General features: G+C 49.4%; 21 protein-coding genes and 1 CRISPR repeat array (1 of these 22 running past the window's edge). Of the genes, 19 read left to right on the top strand and 2 right to left on the bottom strand.

The window, feature by feature from the left end:
* Positions 1 to 122 precede the first annotated feature (122 nt).
* From thiD to NE473_RS05035, 8 genes are all read left to right on the top strand, one after another.
* On the top strand, positions 123 to 1,007 hold the full coding sequence (thiD, locus tag NE473_RS05000; RefSeq protein WP_022033574.1) for a bifunctional hydroxymethylpyrimidine kinase/phosphomethylpyrimidine kinase: 885 nt from the start codon (positions 123 to 125) through the stop codon (positions 1,005 to 1,007).
* On the top strand, positions 997 to 2,301 hold the full coding sequence (cytX, locus tag NE473_RS05005) for a putative hydroxymethylpyrimidine transporter CytX (protein WP_055649358.1): 1,305 nt from the start codon (positions 997 to 999) through the stop codon (positions 2,299 to 2,301). Before thiD ends, cytX begins: the two co-directional genes overlap by 11 nt.
* A gap of 226 nt (positions 2,302 to 2,527) precedes the next feature.
* On the top strand, positions 2,528 to 3,061 hold the full coding sequence (locus tag NE473_RS05010) for an RNA polymerase sigma factor (protein WP_055649359.1): 534 nt from the start codon (positions 2,528 to 2,530) through the stop codon (positions 3,059 to 3,061).
* Positions 3,058 to 3,837, top strand: a complete 780-nt coding sequence (locus NE473_RS05015) for a hypothetical protein (RefSeq protein ID WP_055649360.1) — start codon at positions 3,058 to 3,060, stop codon at positions 3,835 to 3,837. The genes NE473_RS05010 and NE473_RS05015 overlap by 4 nt, the downstream gene beginning before the upstream one ends.
* Positions 3,822 to 4,691 carry an ABC transporter ATP-binding protein gene (locus NE473_RS05020; protein WP_055649361.1) on the top strand — a complete coding sequence of 290 codons (870 nt, stop codon included), beginning with the start codon at positions 3,822 to 3,824 and terminating at the stop codon, positions 4,689 to 4,691. The genes NE473_RS05015 and NE473_RS05020 overlap by 16 nt, the downstream gene beginning before the upstream one ends.
* Positions 4,691 to 5,770, top strand: coding sequence for an ABC transporter permease subunit (locus NE473_RS05025; protein WP_055649362.1), 1,080 nt, complete (start codon positions 4,691 to 4,693; stop codon positions 5,768 to 5,770). The genes NE473_RS05020 and NE473_RS05025 overlap by 1 nt, the downstream gene beginning before the upstream one ends.
* A 108-nt stretch (positions 5,771 to 5,878) precedes the next feature.
* Positions 5,879 to 6,817 carry a M14 family metallopeptidase gene (locus NE473_RS05030; RefSeq protein WP_055649363.1) on the top strand — a complete coding sequence of 313 codons (939 nt, stop codon included), beginning with the start codon at positions 5,879 to 5,881 and terminating at the stop codon, positions 6,815 to 6,817.
* Positions 6,814 to 7,749: a M14 family metallopeptidase gene (locus NE473_RS05035; protein ID WP_006773531.1), complete on the top strand. Its 936-nt coding sequence runs from the start codon at positions 6,814 to 6,816 to the stop codon at positions 7,747 to 7,749. The genes NE473_RS05030 and NE473_RS05035 overlap by 4 nt, the downstream gene beginning before the upstream one ends.
* A gap of 9 nt (positions 7,750 to 7,758) precedes the next feature.
* Here the strand turns inward: NE473_RS05035 and NE473_RS05040 are convergent, their stop codons facing one another.
* Complete coding sequence (locus NE473_RS05040) at positions 7,759 to 8,136, bottom strand: SdpI family protein (protein WP_055649364.1); 378 nt, start codon at positions 8,134 to 8,136, stop codon at positions 7,759 to 7,761.
* A gap of 289 nt (positions 8,137 to 8,425) precedes the next feature.
* Between NE473_RS05040 and NE473_RS05045 the strand changes: the two genes are divergently transcribed.
* From NE473_RS05045 to NE473_RS05065, 5 genes are all read left to right on the top strand, one after another.
* Positions 8,426 to 9,421: an ROK family transcriptional regulator gene (locus NE473_RS05045; RefSeq protein ID WP_055649365.1), complete on the top strand. Its 996-nt coding sequence runs from the start codon at positions 8,426 to 8,428 to the stop codon at positions 9,419 to 9,421.
* A 21-nt stretch (positions 9,422 to 9,442) separates the two neighbouring features.
* Positions 9,443 to 10,054 (top strand): sugar O-acetyltransferase, encoded by a 612-nt coding sequence (locus NE473_RS05050; protein ID WP_022033565.1) that lies wholly within the window; start codon positions 9,443 to 9,445, stop codon positions 10,052 to 10,054.
* Between the two features lie 49 nt (positions 10,055 to 10,103).
* Complete coding sequence (locus NE473_RS05055; RefSeq protein ID WP_196411657.1) at positions 10,104 to 10,424, top strand: hypothetical protein; 321 nt, start codon at positions 10,104 to 10,106, stop codon at positions 10,422 to 10,424.
* Between the two features lie 211 nt (positions 10,425 to 10,635).
* Positions 10,636 to 11,862 carry a phosphoenolpyruvate hydrolase family protein gene (locus NE473_RS05060; protein ID WP_256265170.1) on the top strand — a complete coding sequence of 409 codons (1,227 nt, stop codon included), beginning with the start codon at positions 10,636 to 10,638 and terminating at the stop codon, positions 11,860 to 11,862.
* Between the two features lie 78 nt (positions 11,863 to 11,940).
* Positions 11,941 to 12,270 (top strand): YqfO family protein, encoded by a 330-nt coding sequence (locus NE473_RS05065; protein ID WP_055649367.1) that lies wholly within the window; start codon positions 11,941 to 11,943, stop codon positions 12,268 to 12,270.
* 126 nt (positions 12,271 to 12,396) lie between these two features.
* On the opposite strand, the gene NE473_RS05070 is transcribed toward NE473_RS05065, so the two are convergent.
* Positions 12,397 to 13,737 (bottom strand): MATE family efflux transporter, encoded by a 1,341-nt coding sequence (locus NE473_RS05070; protein ID WP_039890933.1) that lies wholly within the window; start codon positions 13,735 to 13,737, stop codon positions 12,397 to 12,399.
* 376 nt (positions 13,738 to 14,113) lie between these two features.
* Between NE473_RS05070 and NE473_RS05075 the strand changes: the two genes are divergently transcribed.
* The 6 genes from NE473_RS05075 to NE473_RS05100 all read left to right on the top strand — a co-directional run bounded on the left by NE473_RS05075 (position 14,114) and on the right by NE473_RS05100 (position 21,425).
* The gene (locus tag NE473_RS05075; protein WP_256265171.1) at positions 14,114 to 15,331 is read left to right on the top strand and encodes a Tm-1-like ATP-binding domain-containing protein; all 1,218 of its coding nucleotides are present in this window, start codon (positions 14,114 to 14,116) and stop codon (positions 15,329 to 15,331) included.
* 68 nt (positions 15,332 to 15,399) lie between these two features.
* A complete protein-coding gene (locus tag NE473_RS05080) occupies positions 15,400 to 16,230 on the top strand; it encodes a phosphoenolpyruvate hydrolase family protein (protein ID WP_022033559.1) in 831 nt (276 codons plus the stop codon).
* A 69-nt stretch (positions 16,231 to 16,299) separates the two neighbouring features.
* A complete protein-coding gene (locus NE473_RS05085; RefSeq protein WP_022033558.1) occupies positions 16,300 to 17,712 on the top strand; it encodes an SLC13 family permease in 1,413 nt (470 codons plus the stop codon).
* A 9-nt stretch (positions 17,713 to 17,721) separates the two neighbouring features.
* A complete protein-coding gene (locus NE473_RS05090) occupies positions 17,722 to 18,660 on the top strand; it encodes an NAD(P)/FAD-dependent oxidoreductase (protein ID WP_055649369.1) in 939 nt (312 codons plus the stop codon).
* A gap of 21 nt (positions 18,661 to 18,681) precedes the next feature.
* Positions 18,682 to 20,556 (top strand): aryl-sulfate sulfotransferase, encoded by a 1,875-nt coding sequence (locus tag NE473_RS05095; RefSeq protein WP_055649370.1) that lies wholly within the window; start codon positions 18,682 to 18,684, stop codon positions 20,554 to 20,556.
* A gap of 362 nt (positions 20,557 to 20,918) precedes the next feature.
* Positions 20,919 to 21,425, top strand: coding sequence for a flavin reductase family protein (locus tag NE473_RS05100; protein ID WP_055649371.1), 507 nt, complete (start codon positions 20,919 to 20,921; stop codon positions 21,423 to 21,425).
* 205 nt (positions 21,426 to 21,630) lie between these two features.
* A CRISPR array of direct repeats spans positions 21,631 to 21,834; the repeat unit is 33 nt; unit sequence GAGTCATCTCCTGCGGGAGATGTGGATTGAAAT (it continues 164 nt past the right edge of the window).

Here is a 21,834-nt window from a genome sequence, read left to right on the forward strand (position 1 = left end):
CCTGCAGACCAGCGGCAGATTGGGGGCACCACCTTCTGTCGCTTAACAAAAGTGTAACGATCCAGCTGTGCATGCTCTTGGTTATCGTTACAGAAAAATTAATGCGAACAGGAGAAAGAAAGATGAAAACAGCATTAACAATCGCCGGGACAGATCCCAGCGGAGGCGCCGGAATTCAGGCAGATTTAAAGACAATGACTGCCCACAGAGTCTACGGGATGAGCGCAATCACGGCCGTCGTAGCCCAGAATACTACCGGCGTAACAGGTATCATGGAGGTAACTCCGGAATTTTTGGCGGAGCAGCTTGACGATGTATTTACGGATATTTTCCCGGATGCGGTGAAGATCGGTATGGTGTCGTCCAGTGCTCTGATCAGGGTGATAGCAGAAAAACTGAAGCAGTACCATGCGAAAAACATTGTTCTCGACCCCGTCATGGTAGCGACGGCCGGCTCGAAGCTGATCAGCGATGAAGCCATATCTACACTGAAAGAGATGTTGATTCCGCTGGCAGATGTCATCACACCCAATATTCCGGAGATGGAAGTGTTATCCGGTATGGCGATTCAGTCGGCACAGGATATGGAACGGGCCGCGAAGGAAACAGGAGATGCGTATCACTGTGCCGTTCTCTGTAAAGGCGGCCATCAGTTGAACGATGCCAATGATCTTTTATACGCGGATGGTGAATATCTCTGGTTCTACGGGAAACGGATTGCAACGGCCAATACCCACGGCACCGGCTGTACGCTGTCCAGCGCTATTGCTTCAAATCTGGCAAAGGGGCGCAGTCTTGCGGAGTCGGTGGGCAGGGCGAAAGCGTATTTATCCGGCGCGCTCGGTGATATGCTGGATCTGGGTAAGGGAAGCGGACCCATGAATCATGCGTTCGCCATTGCAGGAGAGTACGGAGAGAGCGAAGAAATGTCAGGATGGGAATGTGCCGGAAAGTCAGGCGTAAATGACGTGAGAACAGCCTGTGGAGGTACCGGTGATGAAAAATAAAGGAACGAGTACCTTAAGCAACGGTCTGATCTGGTTTGGAGCCGGTGTTTCGATCGCAGAGATCCTGACCGGAACGTACCTGGCACCGCTGGGATTTGAAAAGGGGCTGGCGGCCATTTTACTGGGACACTTTATTGGCTGCGCCATGCTGTTTTTTGCAGGCCTTATCGGAGGAATGAAACGGCTGAGCGCGATGGAGACGGTAAAACTCAGCTTCGGCGGCAAGGGCTGTCTCCTGTTTGCCGTGTTAAATGTCCTGCAGCTTGTGGGCTGGACCGCAATCATGATCTATGACGGTGCACTGGCGGCGAACAGCATATACAATACCGGCGCCTGGGTGTGGTGTCTTGTGATTGGAGCACTGATTATCGTCTGGATTCTCATTGGACTTAAAAATCTGGGCAGACTCAACACGGTGGCGATGGCGCTTTTGTTTCTTCTGACTCTGATACTTGGCAGGGTAATATTCTCCAGCCACGGCGGAAGCAGCTTTGTATCTGATGAGAGTATGAGCTTTGGCGCCGCGGTGGAGCTGTCTGTGGCCATGCCGCTGTCCTGGCTTCCATTAATCAGCGACTATACGCGGGAGGCGGAAAAACCGTTCCAGGCAACGCTGGCGAGTACTCTGGTCTACGGTGTGGTCAGCTGCTTTATGTATGTGATCGGCATGGGAGCGGCACTGTTTACAGGGACATACGATATCGCGGTCATTATGGTTAAGGCGGGACTGGGAATCGCCGGTCTGTTTATCATTGTCCTATCCACCGTTACGACTACATTTCTGGACGCGTTTTCCGCCGGTGTATCCAGCACGGTCATTTCCCATACAGTGAAGGAGAAATGGGCGGCCATCGCGGTTACGGTGATTGGTACGATCGCAGCCGTTGTCTATCCCATGGACAACATTACCGGTTTCCTTTATCTTATCGGTTCTGTGTTTGCACCGATGATTGCGATTCAGATTGCTGATACGTTTATATTTGCGGACAGCGGGGCAGACGGATACGCTGGGACGTTCGCCTGGAGGTTGCCGCGAAAGTCAAAAATAACGCCGCCAGCAAAAGGCGGTTTGACTTTAAATAATGATTTCAAAGCCGTGCAGTTTCATGTCCCGAATCTTTTGATCTGGGCATGCGGCTTTGTCCTCTACCGCATTCTGATGCGTGTGGATACTCCGGTGGGAAATACACTGCCGGATATGGCCGCTACGATTGGAATCTGTATCGTGTATCGTATGGTCAGCGGTGCTGTGGACAGTAAAAAAGAGAACAGGATTGAGCCGGAGAACGTGTAAGGAGTTTCTTTGGGGCAGATAAAGTGCAGGATGCCTGGCGGCCTGCTTAAAACCAGGCGGTGTTTCATTGCTGATAAAAAGTTTAAGGTGAAAATGTTATGGCGTTTTCACCTTAAACTTTTTATTTTTATAAATCTTTTCTTAAGTTTTCCCCGTTATATTATATGTAATTAAAACACTGCCGGAAGCGGCCGGACAGAGAACAGAAGGAAGGCGGTGACAGGGAGTGAATGAAAAAGAGATGGTCAGGAGGATTAAGCAGGGAGAAAAGGAACTGTTTGAACCACTGGCGAAGAAGTACTATCAGGAGATTTACCATTTCTGCTTTTATAAAACAGGAGATGCGGAGAGCGCCTTTGACTGCACCCAGGATACATTCCTCCATGTGATCCGGTTTCTGGACGGTTATGCGGAACGCGATCACTTTCGTGCCTGGATATTTGGAATTGCACGAAATGTGTGCAATGACTACTTTCGCAGCAGGAAGCACGTAACCATGGAAACGGGAGCTCTGGAAGGGGAACAGAGGGAAGAGGAAGGATACCGCCGTGCGGAGATGAAAAACAGTATACAGGCCGCTTTAGACCGGCTGCCCGAGATGCAGAAGGATGTGATCATCCTGAGATTCTACTACGACATGAAGTTTAAAGAGATCGCTGCAGTCGTAGGAGCGGGGATCCCCACAGTGAAATCCCGATTAAGGCAGGGAATGGAAAAGATGAAGCAGTTCCTGGGAAAGGAAGGTGATCTGCGGATATGAAAGAGAAATTTGAAGCTTCCGAAGAGGAGAAACGGTTGAGAAGTATGATGAAACAGTATGAAGCGCCGGATATGACGGCACTCCAGGAACAGAAGCTGTGGGTTCTCTTAAGGGAAGAGGCGGATAAAAAACGTTTGGCGCCGGATCGGAGCATGTGGCGCCATATGTGGCGGCTGGCGCAGTTTATCGCGCCGTCGGTATGGATGTTACAGGCGGTTTTTCTGCTTCTGGCTATTGGAATCTCGAACGGGCAGAACGAGGAGTGGTATCTCTGGAATGTATCGGCCATGATTCCATTTCTGGGAGTGATCTGTGTGCCGGAACTGACAAAGAGCTTCAGCCTTGGAATGTGGGAGCTGGAACAGAGCTGCTGCTTTCATTTAAGAAAGCTGATGGCTGCAAAAATGGCGGTCATGGGAATCGTGGACGGAGTGTTTCTGATTTTTCTGATGGCGGCTGTGGGGAACAGGGGAAGCGGCCTTTCGGGGGCTGTTCTGGCTGTTCTGGCGCCGTTCTTACTTTCCAATGCGGTTTATCTGTGGCTGTTTCGCGTGCTGAAGCGTCACTGCAGCGGGTATGTTCTGACAGCGGCGGGGATCTGTATGGCGGGAGGAATGCTTATGCTTAAGCAGTATCTTCCGGATCTGCCGTCTGCAGTATCTTCGGGGGCGGCAGCGGCAATCGGAACCGCGGGATTCGTTCTTCTGCTGGTGAGCGGATACGGGGTTTTAAAACAGATGGACAGAGAGGAGACAGTCGTATGGAACTGCGTGTAGACAGACTGACAAAACAGTACGGATCAAAAATTGCAGTGGATCGTATGGATTTTACCATGAAAGCGGGGGTGTACGGGCTTCTGGGAGCCAACGGGGCGGGGAAGACCACGCTGATGCGCATGATCTGTGATATCTTAAGACCGACTTCCGGGGAAGTCTTCTATGACGGACGGCCAATCTCGGAACAGGGGGATGCCTACCGGATGGTGCTGGGGTATCTGCCGCAGCAGTTTGGCTATTATCCGGAATTTACGGCGGATAAATTTATGATGTATATGGCGGCTTTAAAGGGGCTGGGAAAGAGTGCTTCCGCGGCAAGGACGGGGGAACTTTTAGAACTGGTGGGTCTGTCTGAGGTGAAAAACAAGAAGATCAAGACTTTTTCCGGCGGTATGAAGCAGAGGCTGGGGATCGCACAGGCCATGTTAAACGATCCGGAGGTTCTGGTTCTCGATGAGCCGACCGCAGGGCTGGACCCCAAGGAGCGGGTGCGGTTCCGGAATCTGATCAGTTCGTTTTCCAAGGATAAGATTGTACTGCTGTCCACCCACATTGTATCTGATATCGAATACATTGCCAATGAGATTCTTGTCATGAAATCGGGAAAACTGATCCATCAGGGAAAACCGGAGGCGGTGACGAAGGAAATCACGGGATACGTCTGGGAGTGCAGGGTTCCGGCCGGTGAGGCGGAACACTGGAATGAGAAATACACCATTGGAAATCTGAGAAATGACGGTGAGTATTCGGTTCTGCGGGTCATCTCAGAGAAACGTCCGGCCGGAAATGCCGTTCCGGTGAAACCGGTTCTGGAGGACTTATACCTGTACTACTTTGAGGAGGAGAATGACTGATGAAACAATTAATAAAATTCGAATTTTCAAAATTAATTAAAAAGAAGCTCGTATTGATTGCAATAGGAATCTTTGCGATCCTGTATGCCACCATGCTCTGGTCCTGGATCTTCGGAAATGAGTGGGCGGTGACACAGGATGGGGAACAGCTTTTCGGCGCGGAGGCCGAAGCGTACAATACAGAGATTACAAACCGGTTTGCCGGGCCTCTGACCGATGAGAAGGTGCAGGAGATTCTGGCTGCATTTCCGAGGACAGACGGGATGACGACGGGGGACGTATCCAACAACACGTACTATCCGGTTGCGAATCTGTTTGCGGAGCGGGATGGAACGTGGAACGGCAAAACGGTTCAGGAGGTATTTCCGGAATTTGATGAACCGCCGGTGCTCGGCATGTCCAGCCGGTGGGAATCGTTTCTTTACAGTATGATGTATCTTGTCCTGATGTCCGGAATCCTGGTGGTAATTATCGTCTCGCCTGTATTTTCAGATGAATATACCAGCGGGATGGATGCGTTGATTCTGACCTCCCGGTATGGTAAAAGGCGGTGTGTGCTGGCAAAGGTTTTCTCCGCATTCTGTTTCAGTATCACGATGGAAGCTGTGATTCTGCTCATCGGATTTATGATGTTCTGTGCCGGGCGGGGGCTGGCGGGCTGGGATACGGATATTCAGCTGAGTGAGATGATGGTATTTTCAAGAATCCGGCAGCCGCTTAAATGCTGTGAGGCAGCGCTTATGACAGCGTTTCTGGCTATGATGTCGACCATTACAGTGACCGGGCTTACCCTGCTGTTCTCGGTTCTCTGCCCGACCTCCTTTGTATCCATTATCCTGGCGGCTGTCACCTATCTGGCGCCCATGTTTATGAGTCCCGGGAGCGAGGCGGCAAGGCGCATACTGATACTGTTCCCGGCCAACAGCATCAGTATTTCCGGGGTCATGACGGCGGGCGGCATTCCGGCGGCGGGGCTTATGATTCCTCTTACGGTCATGGTCGGAGTCATTGCGGCAGTGGCGGCTGCAGCGGGGATCTGGGGCTCTAAATCCATCTTTTCAAGGCATCAGGTCTGCTGAAGCCGGTTGCCGTTTCTCCTCCTTTTGCTTGACCTTTTTCGGGTACTGCGGTATTCTTAACAGGAATTCGAATGAGACAAGCGGCTTCCGAAAAGGGTGATAGGACAAATGATAGAGACTGTGGCATCCGTAGGGCTCGCCATTGATGAGCGGCTTACGATCTATAAAAACAGAATACAGCCGGAGCAGATGACAGGTAATGAAAAAAGAATCTGTATCGTGACCGGCATACACGGGGATGAACTGGAAGGGCAGTATGTCTGCTATGAGCTGAACCGGGTTCTTAAGGAGCAGAAGGAGCATGTGAAGGGAATCGTGGATATCTATCCGGCCATGAATCCGCTGGGGGTGGATTCCATCACCAGAGGCGTCCCCGGATTTGACATCGATATGAACCGGATCTTTCCGGGGAGTGACGAGGGCGCGGTGACGGAGCATATGGCCGGACAGATTATGGGGGATATTGCGGGGGCGGATTTCTGTGTGGACATTCATGCCAGCAACATCTTTCTTCGTGAAATCCTGCAGGTGCGCATGAGTGAGGGGACAGCGGAACACCTTCTTCCCTATGCAAAGCTGCTGAATACGGACTTTATCTGGGTTCACGGGGCGGCTACCGTACTGGAATCCACACTGGCTCACGGCTTAAATGCCGGCGGTGTGCCAACGGTGGTGGTGGAAATGGGCGTGGGAATGAGGATTACCAGAAGTTACGGACTTCGGCTGACAGAGGGAATCCTGTGCCTGATGAAACAGCTGGGAATCTGGGACGGCAGGACAATTGTACCGAAGGAACCGCTGACATCGGACCACAGGACAATCGGTCTTGTCCATGCCAACACACCGGGAATTTTCATTCCATCGGCAGAGCATCAGGGGACGGTGAGGGCAGGAGAACGGATCGGAGAGATTTTAAATCCTCTTGATGGAACGGTGCTTGAGACGGTAACGTCTCCGGTATCAGGTATGGTCTTTACGCTCCGGGAATACCCCGTGGTTTCCGGCGGCTCTCTGATCGCCCGTGTACTGGGAGGTGAGGAAGAATGAGAAAGGAAGTCATTTACACCCAGAAAAATTTATACCGGGCGGATATGAATATCTATGGATATCATTTCGGAAAAGGCGAACAATCGGCCTGTATCGTGGGCGCCTGCCGCGGCAATGAAATCCAGCAGCTCTACATCTGTTCCCAGCTTGTGAAAAAGTTAAAGGAACTGGAAGAGCGGGGCGCAATCGTAAAAAATAATGAGATTCTGGTGATTCCCTCCGTCAATCCCTCCTCCATGAATATCAGTAAACGGTTCTGGCCGACGGATGATACGGACATTAACCGGATGTATCCGGGAGATTCGGGCGGAGAGACGACGAAACGGATCGCGGCGGGGGTCTTTGATGTGGCGAGGCAGTATCACTATGGGATTCAGTTTACGAGTTTCTATATTCCCGGCGATTTTGTACCGCACGTGCGGATGATGGACACGGGCTACCAGAACCCAAGCCTTGCAAACCTGTTCGGTCTGCCTTATGTGGTGGTCAGGAAGGTGAGTCCGTTTGATACGACGACATTGAACTATAACTGGCAGATGAATCAGACCAATGCGTTTTCCGTGTATTCAAGCGCTACCGACAAGATTGATGAAGAATCAGCAAAACGGGCGGTGGCCGCGGTGCTGCGTTTTCTGACCAGGATGGGGATGGTGCGTTACCAGAGTCACAGCGGTTATATCGCTACTGTGATTGAAGAGGGGGATTTGGCCAGCGTCAGGACCGACCGGGCAGGAATCTATAAACCGTTTTTCCGGCCCGGCGAAGAGGCGGCGCGGGGAGATGTTCTGGCGGAGATCATCGATCCCTATGAAGGCGAAGTGATCAGCAGGATTCTCTCACCGGCTGACGGAATTGTGTTTTTTGCCCACTCCCAGCCGCTTGTGATGGAGGGAACGATTATATTTAAGATTATTAAACGGCTGCATGAATGACGACGGTGACTATTTCCTTGTCCCGTCCGGATGGAAGGTCCGCTTCAGTGCTCTTTCAACAGGGAGGATGGAACCGATCAGCACCGCGCACTGAAGGAGGCAAAGAATGAGCCCAACCGTGCCAATGGTGTCATCACTGCTGTGGAGAAACGGAAACTGAACAATGGCGGAGGGGAAGAGCGTAATCCAGCCAGTTTTCCGCCATAAGGTTCCGCAGGTTTTATGAGCAAATTTCCAGGTGTCCTCATTCAGCATGGACATCCGGGTGCGGTATCCGAAGCTGCTGTTGATATCTTTGGGCGGATGTTCCCGCATGATCCATCCGAATACAATCATTGTGCATGGGATAAGCAGATTGCAGCAAAACATAAATAACCAGAACCACATGGCAGTCACCTCCGGGTCCGATGAAACGGACTGAAATGATAAAGATTCATTTATTTAGAGTAATTTATATAGATTATACAACAAAGTTCTGCAGATTGACAGCCACAGACGGAAAAGAGGGGACCGGATTTTCGCACATCCGGTGAAGGGGAACGGTTAGACACAAAAAAGGAGTCTGAATGGACAGAATTTCATTGACAGATTCCTTTTTCTGTGATAACTTAATAAAGATAGTTTATAAAGTGTATTTATAAAGTGCTTTTTTGAACTATCCTGAGAGGAGACATGTATGGGAGCAGATGCAAAGCTGATGAAGGAACTGAATAAGCGGCAGCTTCGCCGTGTTCTGCGGCAGTGCGGGGAAGCGACCAAACCCGAGCTGGCGGACCGGACCGGGCTGAGCGTAGTGACTATTAACAGTCTGCTGGAAGATTTTTTAAAGACCGGCGAGGCAGTGCAGTCGGGAATGGCCCCTTCGGGGGGAGGACGCCCCAGCGCGCTGTATCAATACCGGCCGGATTACCGTTATGCGGTGCTGCTGTACGGCCATCAGAGTGAGGGCAGAAATCTGATGCACCTTGCTGTAGTCAATCTGACAGGCGAATGTGTATGGCGCAAAGAGGAGTATTTTGACGAAATACGGGTAGAAAGCTTTGAATCCGTTCTCGATGATGTGATCGGGCGTTTCCCGGAGACCGGCCTGCTGGCCTTTGGGCTTCCGGGGGAGGTCGTGAATGATGTGGTGACGATTCATGATTATGAGGCGCTCATCGGACCGGATTTTATGGCTCATTATAAGGAACGCTACCATCTTCCGGTCGTCTTTGAGAATGATATTAATGCCATGACATACGGGGCCTGCCGCGATGATGAGATGGAAAGAGCCACGGTAGCGGGAATCTACCTTCCGAGAATTTACCCGCCGGGAGCCGGACTTGTGATACAGGGAAAAATTTATTACGGGACCTCGCACTGTGCCGGAGAGCTTGCGGGCCTGCCGGTACCGGTTTCGTGGGACAGTCTCGATTATGGGAGTGCAGAGGAGGTTCTGGAGAATCTAAAGCTGCTGACAGCAGTCTACGGCTTTACGACGGCACCGGAAACGTTAATATATTATGGAGATTTTTTTACAGAGGAGCTGCAGGAACAGTTGAGGACTTACAGTGAGAGGCTTCTGGAGGGAAAATTTCATATGAATCTGGTTTTTGAAGAGAATCTGGAACACGATTATGAAGAGGGAATGAAGAGACTGGCGCTGGAAGCGCTGTGGGAAGAAATGGAATGAAAGATGAGGAGGAATAAAACCATGAATCAGAGAGAACGGATGCTGAGCGAGCTGCCATATAAGGCATGGATGGACGGACTTGAGGAAGAGCGTAAGGAGAGCAGAAAACGGGTTTACCGTTATAATAATCTCCCGCCAGAGGCGGACAAAGAGAAGGATGCTTTAATCCGTGAGATTTTTGGAAAAACAGGAGAAACAATCTTTGTGGAAACGCCGTTTCGCTGTGACTACGGAACCAATATCGAGGCCGGCAATAATTTCTATGCCAATTTTAACTGTGTGATCCTGGATGTGGCGAAGGTGGTAATCGGAGAAAATGTGATGTTTGCCCCGAATGTGGCGGTTTACACGGCAGGTCATCCGGTCCATCCCGATTCGAGAAACAGTGGATATGAGTATGGCATCGGAGTCACCATCGGGGATAATGTCTGGGTGGGAGGAAATACCGTCATTAATCCGGGTGTTCATATCGGCAATAACGTTGTGATTGGATCCGGCAGCGTTGTGACAAAGGATATCCCGGACAATGCGATCGCAGTGGGCAATCCTTGCCGTGTGATCCGCTACATCACGGAGGAAGACCGGAAGTATTATTTCAAAGACCGGGAGTTTGACGTGGACGATTATAAATAGAACAGGCTGCTGCCTGAGGACCGGGACGGAACGGGAAAGGCAGTACCGTGTGAAAAGCACAGAGTGTGAAACTTCTGTGATCTTTCCTGGTGATTTATTTACAGTGGCCGGTTGTGAGAGTTTTACATACGAGAATCTGAAAGAGACTGCATTTGAAAGTCTCAGGATTTCGGAAAAATTCACGCCGATCATCTATCATGAGGAGAATGGGGCCTTTGCAGGCAAAAGCGTCAGCATGTTTTCGCCAGTGCTGAAATTCACACTGGAAGAGCGGTTTGACAGCGAGGTGCTGGAGGTCTCGGAGACGTTTGAGGTAAATGGAAAGAGAACGTTTGGATATGATCTTCCGTTGGAATATAGAAGAGTGTAGGAGACAACTAAGATTAGAAGGATTGAGATTAATCCGGGGACGGAGGCCCCCGGATTTTTTGTAACCTGCGGGAGCTTACATGAGAAAACGCCGGTGATAGAATCGGAAAATGAAGAAAAAACGGTTGGCTGTTGATTTTACCGTGAGATACGGTACAATAAAGAGTATAAAATCCAGAGCGTTTTATAATAAGAGGCTCCCAGGAGGCAAAATGATTCCCAGAAATGAAATTCTTAAGCGCCTTCGTGCGCAGATCAATGTAAATAGCCATATTATAGGCACGGTAGCAGGTTCGGGTATGACGGCCAGATACTCGGCCATGGGAGGTGCGGATTTGCTTCTGGCGCTGAGCGCCGGCAAATTCAGAATTATGGGCAGAAGTTCATTTTCCAGCTATCTGTGTTACGGTGACAGCAACACGATTGTCATGGATATGGGGTGCAACGAATTGCTGCCGATTATCAGGGATACGCCGGTTCTGTTTGGCCTGTTTGCCAGTGATCCGATGATTCATCTCTATGATTATCTGCAAAAGATCCGTGAAAACGGTTTTTCCGGTGTTGTTAATTATCCGACCCTGTCTCTGATCGACGGAATCTTCGGCGAAGCGCTGAGCGAGGAGGGGAATACGTATGAGAAAGAAGTGGAGGCCATTAAGCTTGCTCATTTTCTCGATTTATTTACCATTGCATTTGTCGTCAATGCAGAGCAGGCCAGGGCGATGACGCTGGCCGGAGCCGATGTGATCTGTGCTCACTTAGGGCTGACAAAAGGGGGATTTCTGGGAGCGAAGAAATATATATCCATCAATGACGCCAGAAAGATATCGGACGAAATTTTTAATGCCAGTGACGAAATTCGCAGCGATGTAATCAAGATGATATATGCGGGGCCTGCCAATACGCCCATTGATATGCAGTATCTGTACCAGAATACGAAATGCCAGGGATACATAGGCGGCTCCACCTTTGACCGGATTCCCACGGAGCGGGCCATTCTTAATACAACGAAGGCGTTCAAAAGCTATGGAAGCTTTGATGAAAAGGATCCCATGTCCAAGCTTCTCAACGGAAACTGGAATCCGGGTGACTATGTGGAATTTGTGAAAAAATATATAGAAGAGCATTATATGAAGGAAATACAGCTGCGTGATTTGGCGGTGGTTGCTCACGTATCTGGTTCCTATCTGAGTGTTAAATTCAAAAAAGAAGTGGGATGCAGCTTTACGGAATATCTGGTGAGGTTCCGCATGAACAAGGCAAAGGAGCTGTTTGAACAGAAAAAAATGTCCTGCAAGGAGGTCGCTGCCATGGTGGGATATGAGGACTACGCCCAGTTTTCAAGAATGTTTAAGAAGTATACGGGGATTCCGCCGGTAGAATATGCAGGAAAGTGTTGGAATGATGGAAATACGGTGGAAGATAAAAGGGAAGTGTGAAAAATAAAAGAACCAGAAGGAAGCCGATACCATACAGCGTTCGGGAGCGACAGACATGACACGGTTGGGAGGAAAAACATGAATTTTGATATAAAAGAAGTAAAGATAGAAATCTATATACCGGAGGAATACATCGAGGAAATACGGAATGCGCTGACTCTTGCAGGCGCATGCCGGGCCGGTAATTATGATCACGTTCTTTCTTACCAGAGCACGAAAGGATTTTGGAGACCATTGGAGAACAGTCACCCGTTTCACGGAGAAAAAGGAATGATCTGCTGCGGTACTGAAGCCAGGGTGGAAGTACGCTGTCCCATTGAGTTTCTGGAGGAGGCTGTCAAAACAGTCAGGAGAATACACCCTTATGAAGAACCGGTTATTAATGTCATTCCTCTGCTGGATGTTTAATGGAGGATAAACAGGATGGCACATGGAATTGCAGAGAATAACATTTTTCTTCTTTCCAGAATAGAATAAGCCCGGCTGTGTCTGCAGCCGGGCTTATTCTATTCTGCTTTATGAAATTTTGCAGTATTACGTAGCTTTGCTATTCACAATTAAGGCTTTTGTGTATTTTCTCATGGCGCCTGCGGTGTAGAACATGACCAGCAGCTCAGTGATCGGCATGGCAAACCAGAGAAAATCGGCCCCTGCGATAACAGGCAGAACCATGATCATAATTCCGCTGATGAAGAAACCACGGGATACAGATACGATAAAGGCCGCCATTGGTTTTAAAATAGCCTGAAAATAATAGGTAGAGAAAATATTCAGCGGGAGCAGCAGAAAGGACAGGGCATAGCTGCGGATAATTCCCGGAGCCATTTCTAAAATTTCCGCAGTTGGATTCATAAAAATACGTATATACAGATTCGGGAAGGCAAAGCTTAATGCAGTCCAAAACACGCTGAAAAAGGCAGTTGTATAAAGTGCATACCGGAGTGTTTCCTTAATCCGCATACCCTGGCCCGCCCCGTAGTTTGTGGAGATAATCGGCTGCGCCGCCTGTCCGACACTGTAAGCGCAGCATTGCACAAACGTACTCACGTTGATGATCGGGCCGTAAATGGCCAGTGCATTTGTTCCGAGGTATTTCATGATCTGACGGTTAAAAAGGATCGTCAGGATTCCCATCGCAACATCAATAAAGAAGGTTGAAAAACCGGTGACTGAGATTTCCTTAAGCTTGTTCCATATATTTGAGGGACGCACCAGCAGCAGGGTGTTTTTTCTGCTGAAAAAATGAGTCATCATGACAAGAAAGGAAATCGCACATCCGACAGCGGTTGCCAGACCTGCGCCGAAAATCCCCATGTCAAAGGCAAATACAAACATATAGTCGCCTGCTATGTTGAAAATACCGCCGCTCAGCACCGCAATGGTTGCCAATCCCGGATTTTTGTCATTTCTCAGAAATGCGGCCAGCATCTGATTGAATAAGAACAGAGGGAACACGAATTTGATTGGCAGCATATAACTCTGCGCAAGAGGAAGCAGCGTGCTGTCTGCCCCGAAAAACAACAGAACAGGCTGATCCAGAAACAGAAGCCCCATCCACGCCAACAGGGATAGGGCAATGGAGCCAAGGACTGAGACGGTGAAATATTCGTTTTCATTCCCTGACCTGCCGTTATCAAGCCCTCGCTTTGTACTGAAAATGACAGAGCCCCCGATTCCCATGAGAAGCCCAAGACTGTAAATAATATTCCACAGGGGCGCAACGACCGCCAGAGCCGCGGTACCGCTGGGACCCTGATACTGTCCTACCATGGCCGTATCCACGATAGAGTAAATGGAAGTGATCATAGCACTGCCGAACGCTGCCGACAGATACTTTAAGTAGATTGATTTAATAGTTCCGTTCAGAAAATCCATGATACATTCCTCCTTCTCACAAAAAAAAGCCGGATAAAGTGCAGACATTTCAGTCTGTGCCTTATCCGGCCAATTGTCTTTCTGAACAATCTGCCCTCCGACTACGCGGCTTATCATAGCAGGTTTCGGGCGGAATGTCAATCCCAAAATGAATCCGTCTGAACTGTTACGCTTACATTCAAAATCTAATATAAACACAAGGTTTGTTAATAAAAACAATATGATATAAAAAATATAAACACAAAAGAAGCTAATTTGACAACATTTCATCATGTGAGAGGGTAGAGTACAATATATTTGTAGCAGGGAAGTAAAAAAGGGGATAGATATACAGTGGAATTACGGCCGGATTCTGCTGGGAGAAGGAGAGGTTTACATGAAAACAATTGCAATCGCAGGAACCTTTGATACGAAAGGAAAGGAATATCTCTATGTAAAGGGACTGATCGAGGAACTGGGGATGCACGCATTTACCATACATACCGGCGTGTTTGAACCTGAATTTCCACCGGACGTATCCAATGCGGAGGTGGCAGCTGCGGCGGGATACGATATTCACGCCATTGTGGAACGAAAAGACCGCGCTGTGGCGACAGAGGCGCTGTCGAAGGGGATGGAGATTCTGGTACCGCAGCTTTACAGGGAAGGCAGATTTGACGGTATTCTGTCATTTGGAGGCTCCGGGGGGACATCTATGGTGACTCCGGCCATGCGGGCTCTGCCCATCGGAGTTCCCAAGGTTATGGTATCAACCATGGCTTCCGGCAACGTGGAACAGTATGTGGGTACCAGTGATCTTGTGATGATGCCATCCATTGTCGATGTGGCAGGGCTGAATTCCATATCGAAGGTTATTTTTAGGAATGCGGTTCTTGCTGTCGGCGGAATGGTAGGACTGAAGGAAGCATTAAAGCCGGATACAGGGGATCATAAACCGCTGGTTGCGGCGACCATGTTTGGTGTTACGACGCCCTGTGTCGGATATGCCAAGGAGTATCTGGAGTCGCAGGGGTATGAAGTCCTTGTCTTTCATGCCACCGGAACCGGAGGCAGAACGATGGAGGCGCTGACGGAAGCCGGATTCTTTAAAGGCGTGCTCGATCTGACCACGACAGAGTGGTGTGACGAGGTGGTTGGCGGAGTTCTGGCGGCAGGTCAGAGGCGCTGTGAGGCAGCGGCCCGCAGCAAAATCCCTCAGGTGGTTTCGGTAGGGGCTATGGATATGGTGAATTTTGGCCCATTTGACACGGTTCCGAAAAAATTTGCGGGAAGAAACCTTTATAAACATAACCCGACGGTCACTCTGATGAGGACCACGGCCGACGAAAACAGGGAAGTCGGAGAGAAGCTGGCCGAAAAACTGAATATGGCCTCCGGAAAGACCGTGCTGCTGCTGCCGCTGAAAGGAGTATCGGCTATCGACGCAGAGGGCCAGCCGTTTTACGGTCCCGAGGAGGATCAGGTGCTGTTCCAGACTCTGCGTGACGAGGTAAACCGGGATTCGGTTGAGATTATGGAACTGGATTACAACATCAATGATCAGGCGTTTGCCTTATGCGCGGCTGAAAAACTAATGGAACTTATGGAAAGATAATCAAAATAACAGCCAGTACTGTATGGTGCAATGCAGTACCAGAGCAAATAAAACAGGAGGGTTTAAACATGAACAGAATGACAAGAAGCGAGATTATGGAAAAATTCCACAGAGAGGTGGAAGAGGGAAGAATCCTGGTAGGCGTTGGCGCAGGAACCGGAATTACGGCGAAATGCAGTGAAAAGGGCGGAGCCGATATGCTGATTATCTATAATTCCGGTCGTTTCCGGATGGCAGGCCGGGGTTCTCTGTCAGGGCTGCTGGCTTACGGCGATGCCAATAAGATCGTACAGGAAATGGGAGCGGAGGTGCTTCCGGTTGTCAAGAACACTCCGGTACTGGCCGGTGTCTGCGGTACGGACCCGTTCCGTGTGATGGATCTCTTCTTAAAACAGCTGAAAGACCAGGGCTTTAACGGTGTGCAGAATTTCCCCACAGTCGGATTAATCGACGGTAAATTCAGGGCAAATCTGGAGGAAACGGGCATGGGATATGGACTGGAGGTTGATATGATCCGCGAGGCTCATAAACTGGATATGCTCACCTGTCCATATGTCTTTGATCCGGAGCAGGCAAAAGCCATGGCAGAAGCAGGCGCTGATATTCTGGTTGCGCATATGGGACTGACCACCAAGGGAAGTATTGGCGCGGAGACTGCGCTGACGCTCGATGACTGCTGCGTAAAGATCAGGGAGATTATCCGGGCAGGAAGAGAAGTACGCCAGGATATCATGGTTATCTGCCATGGCGGTCCGATCGCAGATCCGGAGGATGCTGCCTACGTGATTAAGCATGTGCCGGAAATAGACGGATTCTTCGGTGCCTCTTCCATTGAGCGTCTCGCATCAGAACGTGGAATGACTGCACAGACAGAAGCATTTAAAGCCATTGAAAAATAAAGACTCCTGTGCCCTGGGGCTGTTCTGCCGCAGGGCACAAGCCGAATCGAAATGGGGAAGGGGAAAACTATGGACAATCAGGGGATTACAGCAGATAAGAAGACTGCGTTTGATTTGAAATTTTTTATAAAATGGGGGATAGCCGTCGGCGTTCCCTGCATCCTTTACTTTGCAGTTCCACAGTCGGAAGCGGTCTCGCCGGAAATGAGAAAATTTTTCGTGTGTACCTCATGGGCGATTCTGACCTGGGCGATGAATCTGCTTCCGGTTTATATTTCCGGTCTGCTTTTAACGGTGGGCGCGATTCTCTGGGGAGTGGCGCCGGCCAATGTAGTGTTATCACCGTGGACCGGTTCGGTTGTATGGCTGTCTCTGGGCGGCCTGACGCTGTCCGTAATCTTTGAGAAAAGCGGACTGATGCAGCGGATCGCATACTTTTTTATTGTCAAATCGGGTGGCTCCTATAAGGGTATTATAACGGGAATCACGCTGTCAGGTATCGTGGTGGGGCTTCTGGTCCCCAACATGACCGGCCGTGTCGCACTCTATTGTGCCCTGTGTTTTGGAATCTATAACGCGTTAAAAATACCGAAAAACAGCAATACCGGGGCCGGCATCATGTTTGCCGGTTTCGTGGCGGCAATTGCACCATCCTGGCTGTATTTATCTGCAAGTGAAAATCTTCAGCTGGTCAACTCCTATTTAAAGGAAACCGGAAACAGTGTGAGCTGGATTCAGTATTTCATCAGCAATTTTCCTGTCATGCTTGTGTGGCTGATCGTTCTTTTGTTCATGGTGCGGATTCTGTTTAAACAGGATGCTTCAATCGATGGAAAAGAGTATTTTAAAGAAAAATACGAATCTCTCGGCAAAATGTCGAAAAAGGAAATCAAATTTTTAGTAATCCTGATTCTTCTCGTTATCGCAATGGTATTTTCCGGGATTGACGCCGGGTGGCTTTTCATTCTGGCAGTGATTGCCTGCTTTCTTCCGGGCGTGGAGGTCGCAGATATCGAAGACATGAAACAGGTAAATTTTCCAATGGTATTCTTTGTGGCGGCAACCATGGCGATCGGAAGCATGTCCAACGCGGTCGGCGTGGCAGGGCTTGTAAGCGAGCTGATGATGCCGATCCTCCAGAATGTGGGAAATTTTGGACTGATCGTATTTGCCTGGCTGACCGGTGTGATTACGGATATGATGATGACTCCGCTGGCTGGTATGGCGGCATTTTCACCTCTCTTTATCGATATCGCGGCGAAGCTGGGACTTAGTGTGATTGGAACTACATTCAGCTTTGTATGGGGCGTAGAACAGCTGTTTTTCCCGTATGAATGGGCCCTGTTCCTGATTTTGTTCAGCTATGACGTCTTCGACATGAAGAAGGCTATGAAATTCTGTACGGTCCGTACGATACTCAGCATTATCTTTCTAATGGTTCTGATTTATCCATACTGGATGATGACTGGATTTTTGAGATAGGAGAAGAATATGAAAATTTATGATGTGATCATAGCAGGCAGCGGGCCTGCCGGAATGACGGCCGCAATTTATGCAAAGAGAGCGAATCTCGACGTCCTTTTGCTGGATAAACTGGCACCGGGAGGGCAGATCATCAACACATATGAAATCCAGAACTACCCGGGGTTTGCCTCGGTCAACGGGGCGGATTTGGCGATGCAGGTATTTGAGCATACCCAGGCTCTTGGAATCGAATTCGATTACGCTACTGTGGAAAAAATAGAGATAGAGGACTGCGAAGAAGGCGGCGGTACCGTAAAGACATTGATATGCGGGGAAGGAAAATCGTACCGGGCTTTGGCTGTAATTCTGGCTACAGGGACGAAACCGCGCATGCTTCATGTGCCGAACGAACTGGATTTTGCGGGGAAATCCATCAGCTGGTGCGCTATCTGTGATGGAGCCAAATACAGAGATAAGTCTGTCATTGTAATCGGTGGCGGCAATTCCGCGGTGGAGGAATCCATCTATCTGGCGGAAATGGCGGAAAGAGTAACGGTAGTGACCATGCTTGATCTTACGGCGGATCCCATAGCCTGCGATAAACTGAAGGCGCTGCCTAATGTGGAGGTATACGAGTGGTTTGACATCAAAGAATTTCTGCCTGGAGAGGTATTTACCGGCCTGCGCGCGGTTTCCAGCAAAACGGGGGAGGAAATCACAGTCCGCGGAGATGGCGCATTTGAGTATATTGGTCTTCAGCCGGTAACGGAATCATTTGCCGGTCTTGGTATTCTGGAATCACACGGTTATATTGAGACGAACGAGCGGATGGAGACGACCGTGCCTGGAATTTTCGGAGCAGGGGATGCCAACAGTAAACTGCTCCGCCAGATCGTGACAGCCTGCTCGGATGGCGCGGTGGCCGCACAGTCAGCGGCGGCGTATAAGAAGAAATGCATGGGATAACTGGGAAGGAAGGGATAGCAGATGATTCGATATGAGAAGAAGAAAAGCCTGATTACACAGCAGGCGGAAGCGGAACAGAAATTTCTGGATATATTTGAGGCGGGAGAGTATACGGCAGCCAGCCCTCTGGTAGTAGGGAACCCCTATTTGATCTCTCCGCTGACGGCGATGATACTTTTTAAGACATCCGTGAAGCAGGAAGTCACGCTGACGGTAAAGGGAAAGGAGCCGGAAGGCGACATCAGCCATACCTTTCCGGAGGATACCGTTCATATTCTGCCGGTGTATGGCCTGTACGCGGACTATGATAATACGGTAGAGCTCGTGCTGTCAGGCGGAGAAAGGGAGAAAGTCATCATTACGACCGAGCCTTTGCCCCCTGAAGTACCAGTCCCCACATTCTGTAAGGGCAGCCGGGAACACATGGGAGATAACGTAATCTTCCTGACACAGACCTCCAAGGCGGATGCTTTGGCCTGCGACTACCGCGGTGATGTCAGATGGTATTTAACGGTAAACGTCTGCTTTGATTTAAAACGGCTTGCAAACGGCCGCCTTCTGGTGGGGACAGACCGGCTGATTAAGCTGCCGTATTACGTGAGCGGTGTGTATGAAATGGGAGTTCACGGAAAAATATACAGGGAATACCGGCTGCCGGGCGGTTACCACCATGATACCTTTGAGATGGAAGATGGTAATATCCTGATGCTGTCCCAGATTCCGGACCGGGATACCGTGGAAGATGTTCTGGTTCTCGTCGACCGTCAGACAGGAGAAATTGTGAGAACCTGGGACTACAGGGAGATTCTCCCTTACAACTGTCCGACGACGTATTCTGGATCTGCATCGGCCCATGACTGGTTCCATAACAATGCAGTGTGGTACGATAAAAAGACGGATTCCATCACACTTTCCGGCCGGCATCAGGATGCGGTGATTAATATTGACTTTCAAACAGGAGCCCTCAACTGGATTCTGGGGGATCCGGAAGGCTGGCCGAAAGAATATGTGGAAAACTATTTTTTCCGGCCTGTGGGGGATCCGTTTGAATGGTCCTATGAGCAGCACGGCGTGGTGGTATGCCCGGATGGAGACATTATGATGTTTGATAACGGTCATTACCGCTCCAAAAGAAAGGACAGCTACAGCAGGGCGAAAGACAGCTATTCCAGAGGCGTGCGCTACCATATAGACAGAGAAGAAAGGACGATCCGGCAGGTGTGGCAGTATGGAAAGGAACGCGGCACGGATTTCTTTTCTCCATATATCTGTAATGTGGAATATTATGACGAAGGCCGCTATATGGTCCATTCCGGAGGGATTGCCTATAAAAACGGAGAACCGCTGGAGGGGCTTGGGAGCATGGATGGAACAGGGGAAGGGTGTGAACTTAATTCTATCACCTGCGAACTGGTCGGGGACGAGGTGGTTTATGAACTGCATGTGCCTTCCAACGTATTTCGTGCTGAGAAACTTCCAATGTATTATGCCAATGAAACTGCAGAACTGGGAGTAGGGGAAACACTTGGTTCCATGAACAGGACGGGAGAATTTGAGACGGAGATTCCAGCCGTTTCCACGGGTGAACTGATACCGGAGCATTACAATGCCTCCGTTACGGAAGAGGAGGATCGCATCCTGTTTAATGCTACGTTCGAAAAGGGGGAACTTGCCATGCTCCTGTTGGAAGAGGAGAACGGCGTGGTACACCGGTATTATATCAATACGTCGGCGGCAAAGAATTTTGAAGCTATGTGTGTCGGAACATTTCTGAAGAATGATCCCAGAAATGTGGATGTTTACGTCAATAAATCCGGGTTGAGCGGTGAGGTGACAGTCCGCGTGCTGCTGGAAAATAGTATTTATGAGACAGGTGTCAGGATTCGGATGGAATAAGAGATGACGGCAGCCGGGGCCGCTGTGTTCGGAGCATGGAAGATGTGATGAACGCAGCGGCTTTTTGACGCATTATATAGGGATACAGGGGATCGGAGATTCTGCTTTGATATTTTGGCACCGGAAAGAGCCGTTTTTTTGCAGAAGAGAAAATGGAGGTTGCTTTTGATGGGGAAAATAGTAAAATGGAAGTATGGGAAATGGAAAAGACCGCGGTTTAGAGTTGGCTGAAGACCGCTTTTCCGTTTTCGGAGAGAGGCGCGGCGGCGATTGCGGTACAGCAGGCGCCCTTAGACAATGACTGCTGCGCCGCTAAAGTAACTGTATCATGAGTGCAGGTGTGAGAAAAGGAGAATCATCATATGAGTTTTAAAGAAGTGAAAATGGAAGAACTGAATTTCAATCCTTTTACAAAGATTGGTACGGAGTGGATGCTGATTACGGCAGGTGACGAGAAGAAATTTAACACGATGACAGCCAGTTGGGGCGGAGTGGGTATTATGTGGAATAAAAATGTCGTTACGACCTATATCCGGCCGCAGCGCTATACGAAAGAATTTGTGGATGCAAACGAGTATTTTACAGTGTCTTTTTATGACAAGGAGTACAAAAAAGCACTGAACATCTGCGGAACACGGTCCGGGCGTGACTGCGATAAGGCGGCGGAAGCTGGGCTGACCCCTTATTTTATTGATGGTACTACGGCCTTTGAAGAAGCAAATATGATTTTTGTCTGCCGGAAGCTATACTGTGATCCAATGCCCGGTGATAATTTCCTGGATAAGGAAAATGATGGGAAATGGTATCCGGATAAAGATTATCATACAATGTACATTTCGGAGATTGTGAAAGTGCTTGTGAAAGACTGAGAAGAAAATTAGCTGTGAGGAGTGGCTGCACGGGGCGGTAGCTGGTGCGAACCTTAAGTGAACATAGAATTACTGGGAGGTTCGCACTGGAAATTGGGGGGGAATTGGGGGAATATGGAGTTGATGATTGATTTTTAAAGGGATTGTTGTACAATATAGTTAAGGCTGTGAGGGGAGTTGGGGAGGGAGATTGGGAAAAATTGCTGAGTCATCTCCTGCGGGAGATGTGGATTGAAATGGAACTGTTTTTAAGGCATCCGGTGACGAATCCGGAGTCATCTCCTGCGGGAGATGTGGATTGAAATAAGGCATATAAGAAGCCGGCAGTAGATTTTCAGAGAGTCATCTCCTGCGGGAGATGTGGATTGAAATCATTATGATAATATCCTTTAACGCTGGCGCGAATGAG

Origin of the sequence: Hungatella sp. SL.1.14 (genome assembly GCF_024460495.1) — a bacterium.
Classification (GTDB): domain Bacteria; phylum Bacillota; class Clostridia; order Lachnospirales; family Lachnospiraceae; genus Hungatella; species Hungatella hathewayi.

Coding starts and splice junctions, on each gene's coding strand:
- thiD (WP_022033574.1), top strand. CDS start 123: ATGAAAACAGCATTAACAATCGCCGGGACAGATCCCAGCGGAGGCGCC.
- cytX (WP_055649358.1), top strand. CDS start 997: ATGAAAAATAAAGGAACGAGTACCTTAAGCAACGGTCTGATCTGGTTT.
- NE473_RS05015 (WP_055649360.1), top strand. CDS start 3,058: ATGAAAGAGAAATTTGAAGCTTCCGAAGAGGAGAAACGGTTGAGAAGT.
- NE473_RS05020 (WP_055649361.1), top strand. CDS start 3,822: ATGGAACTGCGTGTAGACAGACTGACAAAACAGTACGGATCAAAAATT.
- NE473_RS05025 (WP_055649362.1), top strand. CDS start 4,691: ATGAAACAATTAATAAAATTCGAATTTTCAAAATTAATTAAAAAGAAG.
- NE473_RS05030 (WP_055649363.1), top strand. CDS start 5,879: ATGATAGAGACTGTGGCATCCGTAGGGCTCGCCATTGATGAGCGGCTT.
- NE473_RS05035 (WP_006773531.1), top strand. CDS start 6,814: ATGAGAAAGGAAGTCATTTACACCCAGAAAAATTTATACCGGGCGGAT.
- NE473_RS05040 (WP_055649364.1), bottom strand. CDS start 8,136: ATGTGGTTCTGGTTATTTATGTTTTGCTGCAATCTGCTTATCCCATGC.
- NE473_RS05045 (WP_055649365.1), top strand. CDS start 8,426: ATGGGAGCAGATGCAAAGCTGATGAAGGAACTGAATAAGCGGCAGCTT.
- NE473_RS05050 (WP_022033565.1), top strand. CDS start 9,443: ATGAATCAGAGAGAACGGATGCTGAGCGAGCTGCCATATAAGGCATGG.
- NE473_RS05060 (WP_256265170.1), top strand. CDS start 10,636: ATGATTCCCAGAAATGAAATTCTTAAGCGCCTTCGTGCGCAGATCAAT.
- NE473_RS05065 (WP_055649367.1), top strand. CDS start 11,941: ATGAATTTTGATATAAAAGAAGTAAAGATAGAAATCTATATACCGGAG.
- NE473_RS05070 (WP_039890933.1), bottom strand. CDS start 13,737: ATGGATTTTCTGAACGGAACTATTAAATCAATCTACTTAAAGTATCTG.
- NE473_RS05075 (WP_256265171.1), top strand. CDS start 14,114: ATGAAAACAATTGCAATCGCAGGAACCTTTGATACGAAAGGAAAGGAA.
- NE473_RS05080 (WP_022033559.1), top strand. CDS start 15,400: ATGAACAGAATGACAAGAAGCGAGATTATGGAAAAATTCCACAGAGAG.
- NE473_RS05085 (WP_022033558.1), top strand. CDS start 16,300: ATGGACAATCAGGGGATTACAGCAGATAAGAAGACTGCGTTTGATTTG.
- NE473_RS05090 (WP_055649369.1), top strand. CDS start 17,722: ATGAAAATTTATGATGTGATCATAGCAGGCAGCGGGCCTGCCGGAATG.
- NE473_RS05095 (WP_055649370.1), top strand. CDS start 18,682: ATGATTCGATATGAGAAGAAGAAAAGCCTGATTACACAGCAGGCGGAA.
- NE473_RS05100 (WP_055649371.1), top strand. CDS start 20,919: ATGAGTTTTAAAGAAGTGAAAATGGAAGAACTGAATTTCAATCCTTTT.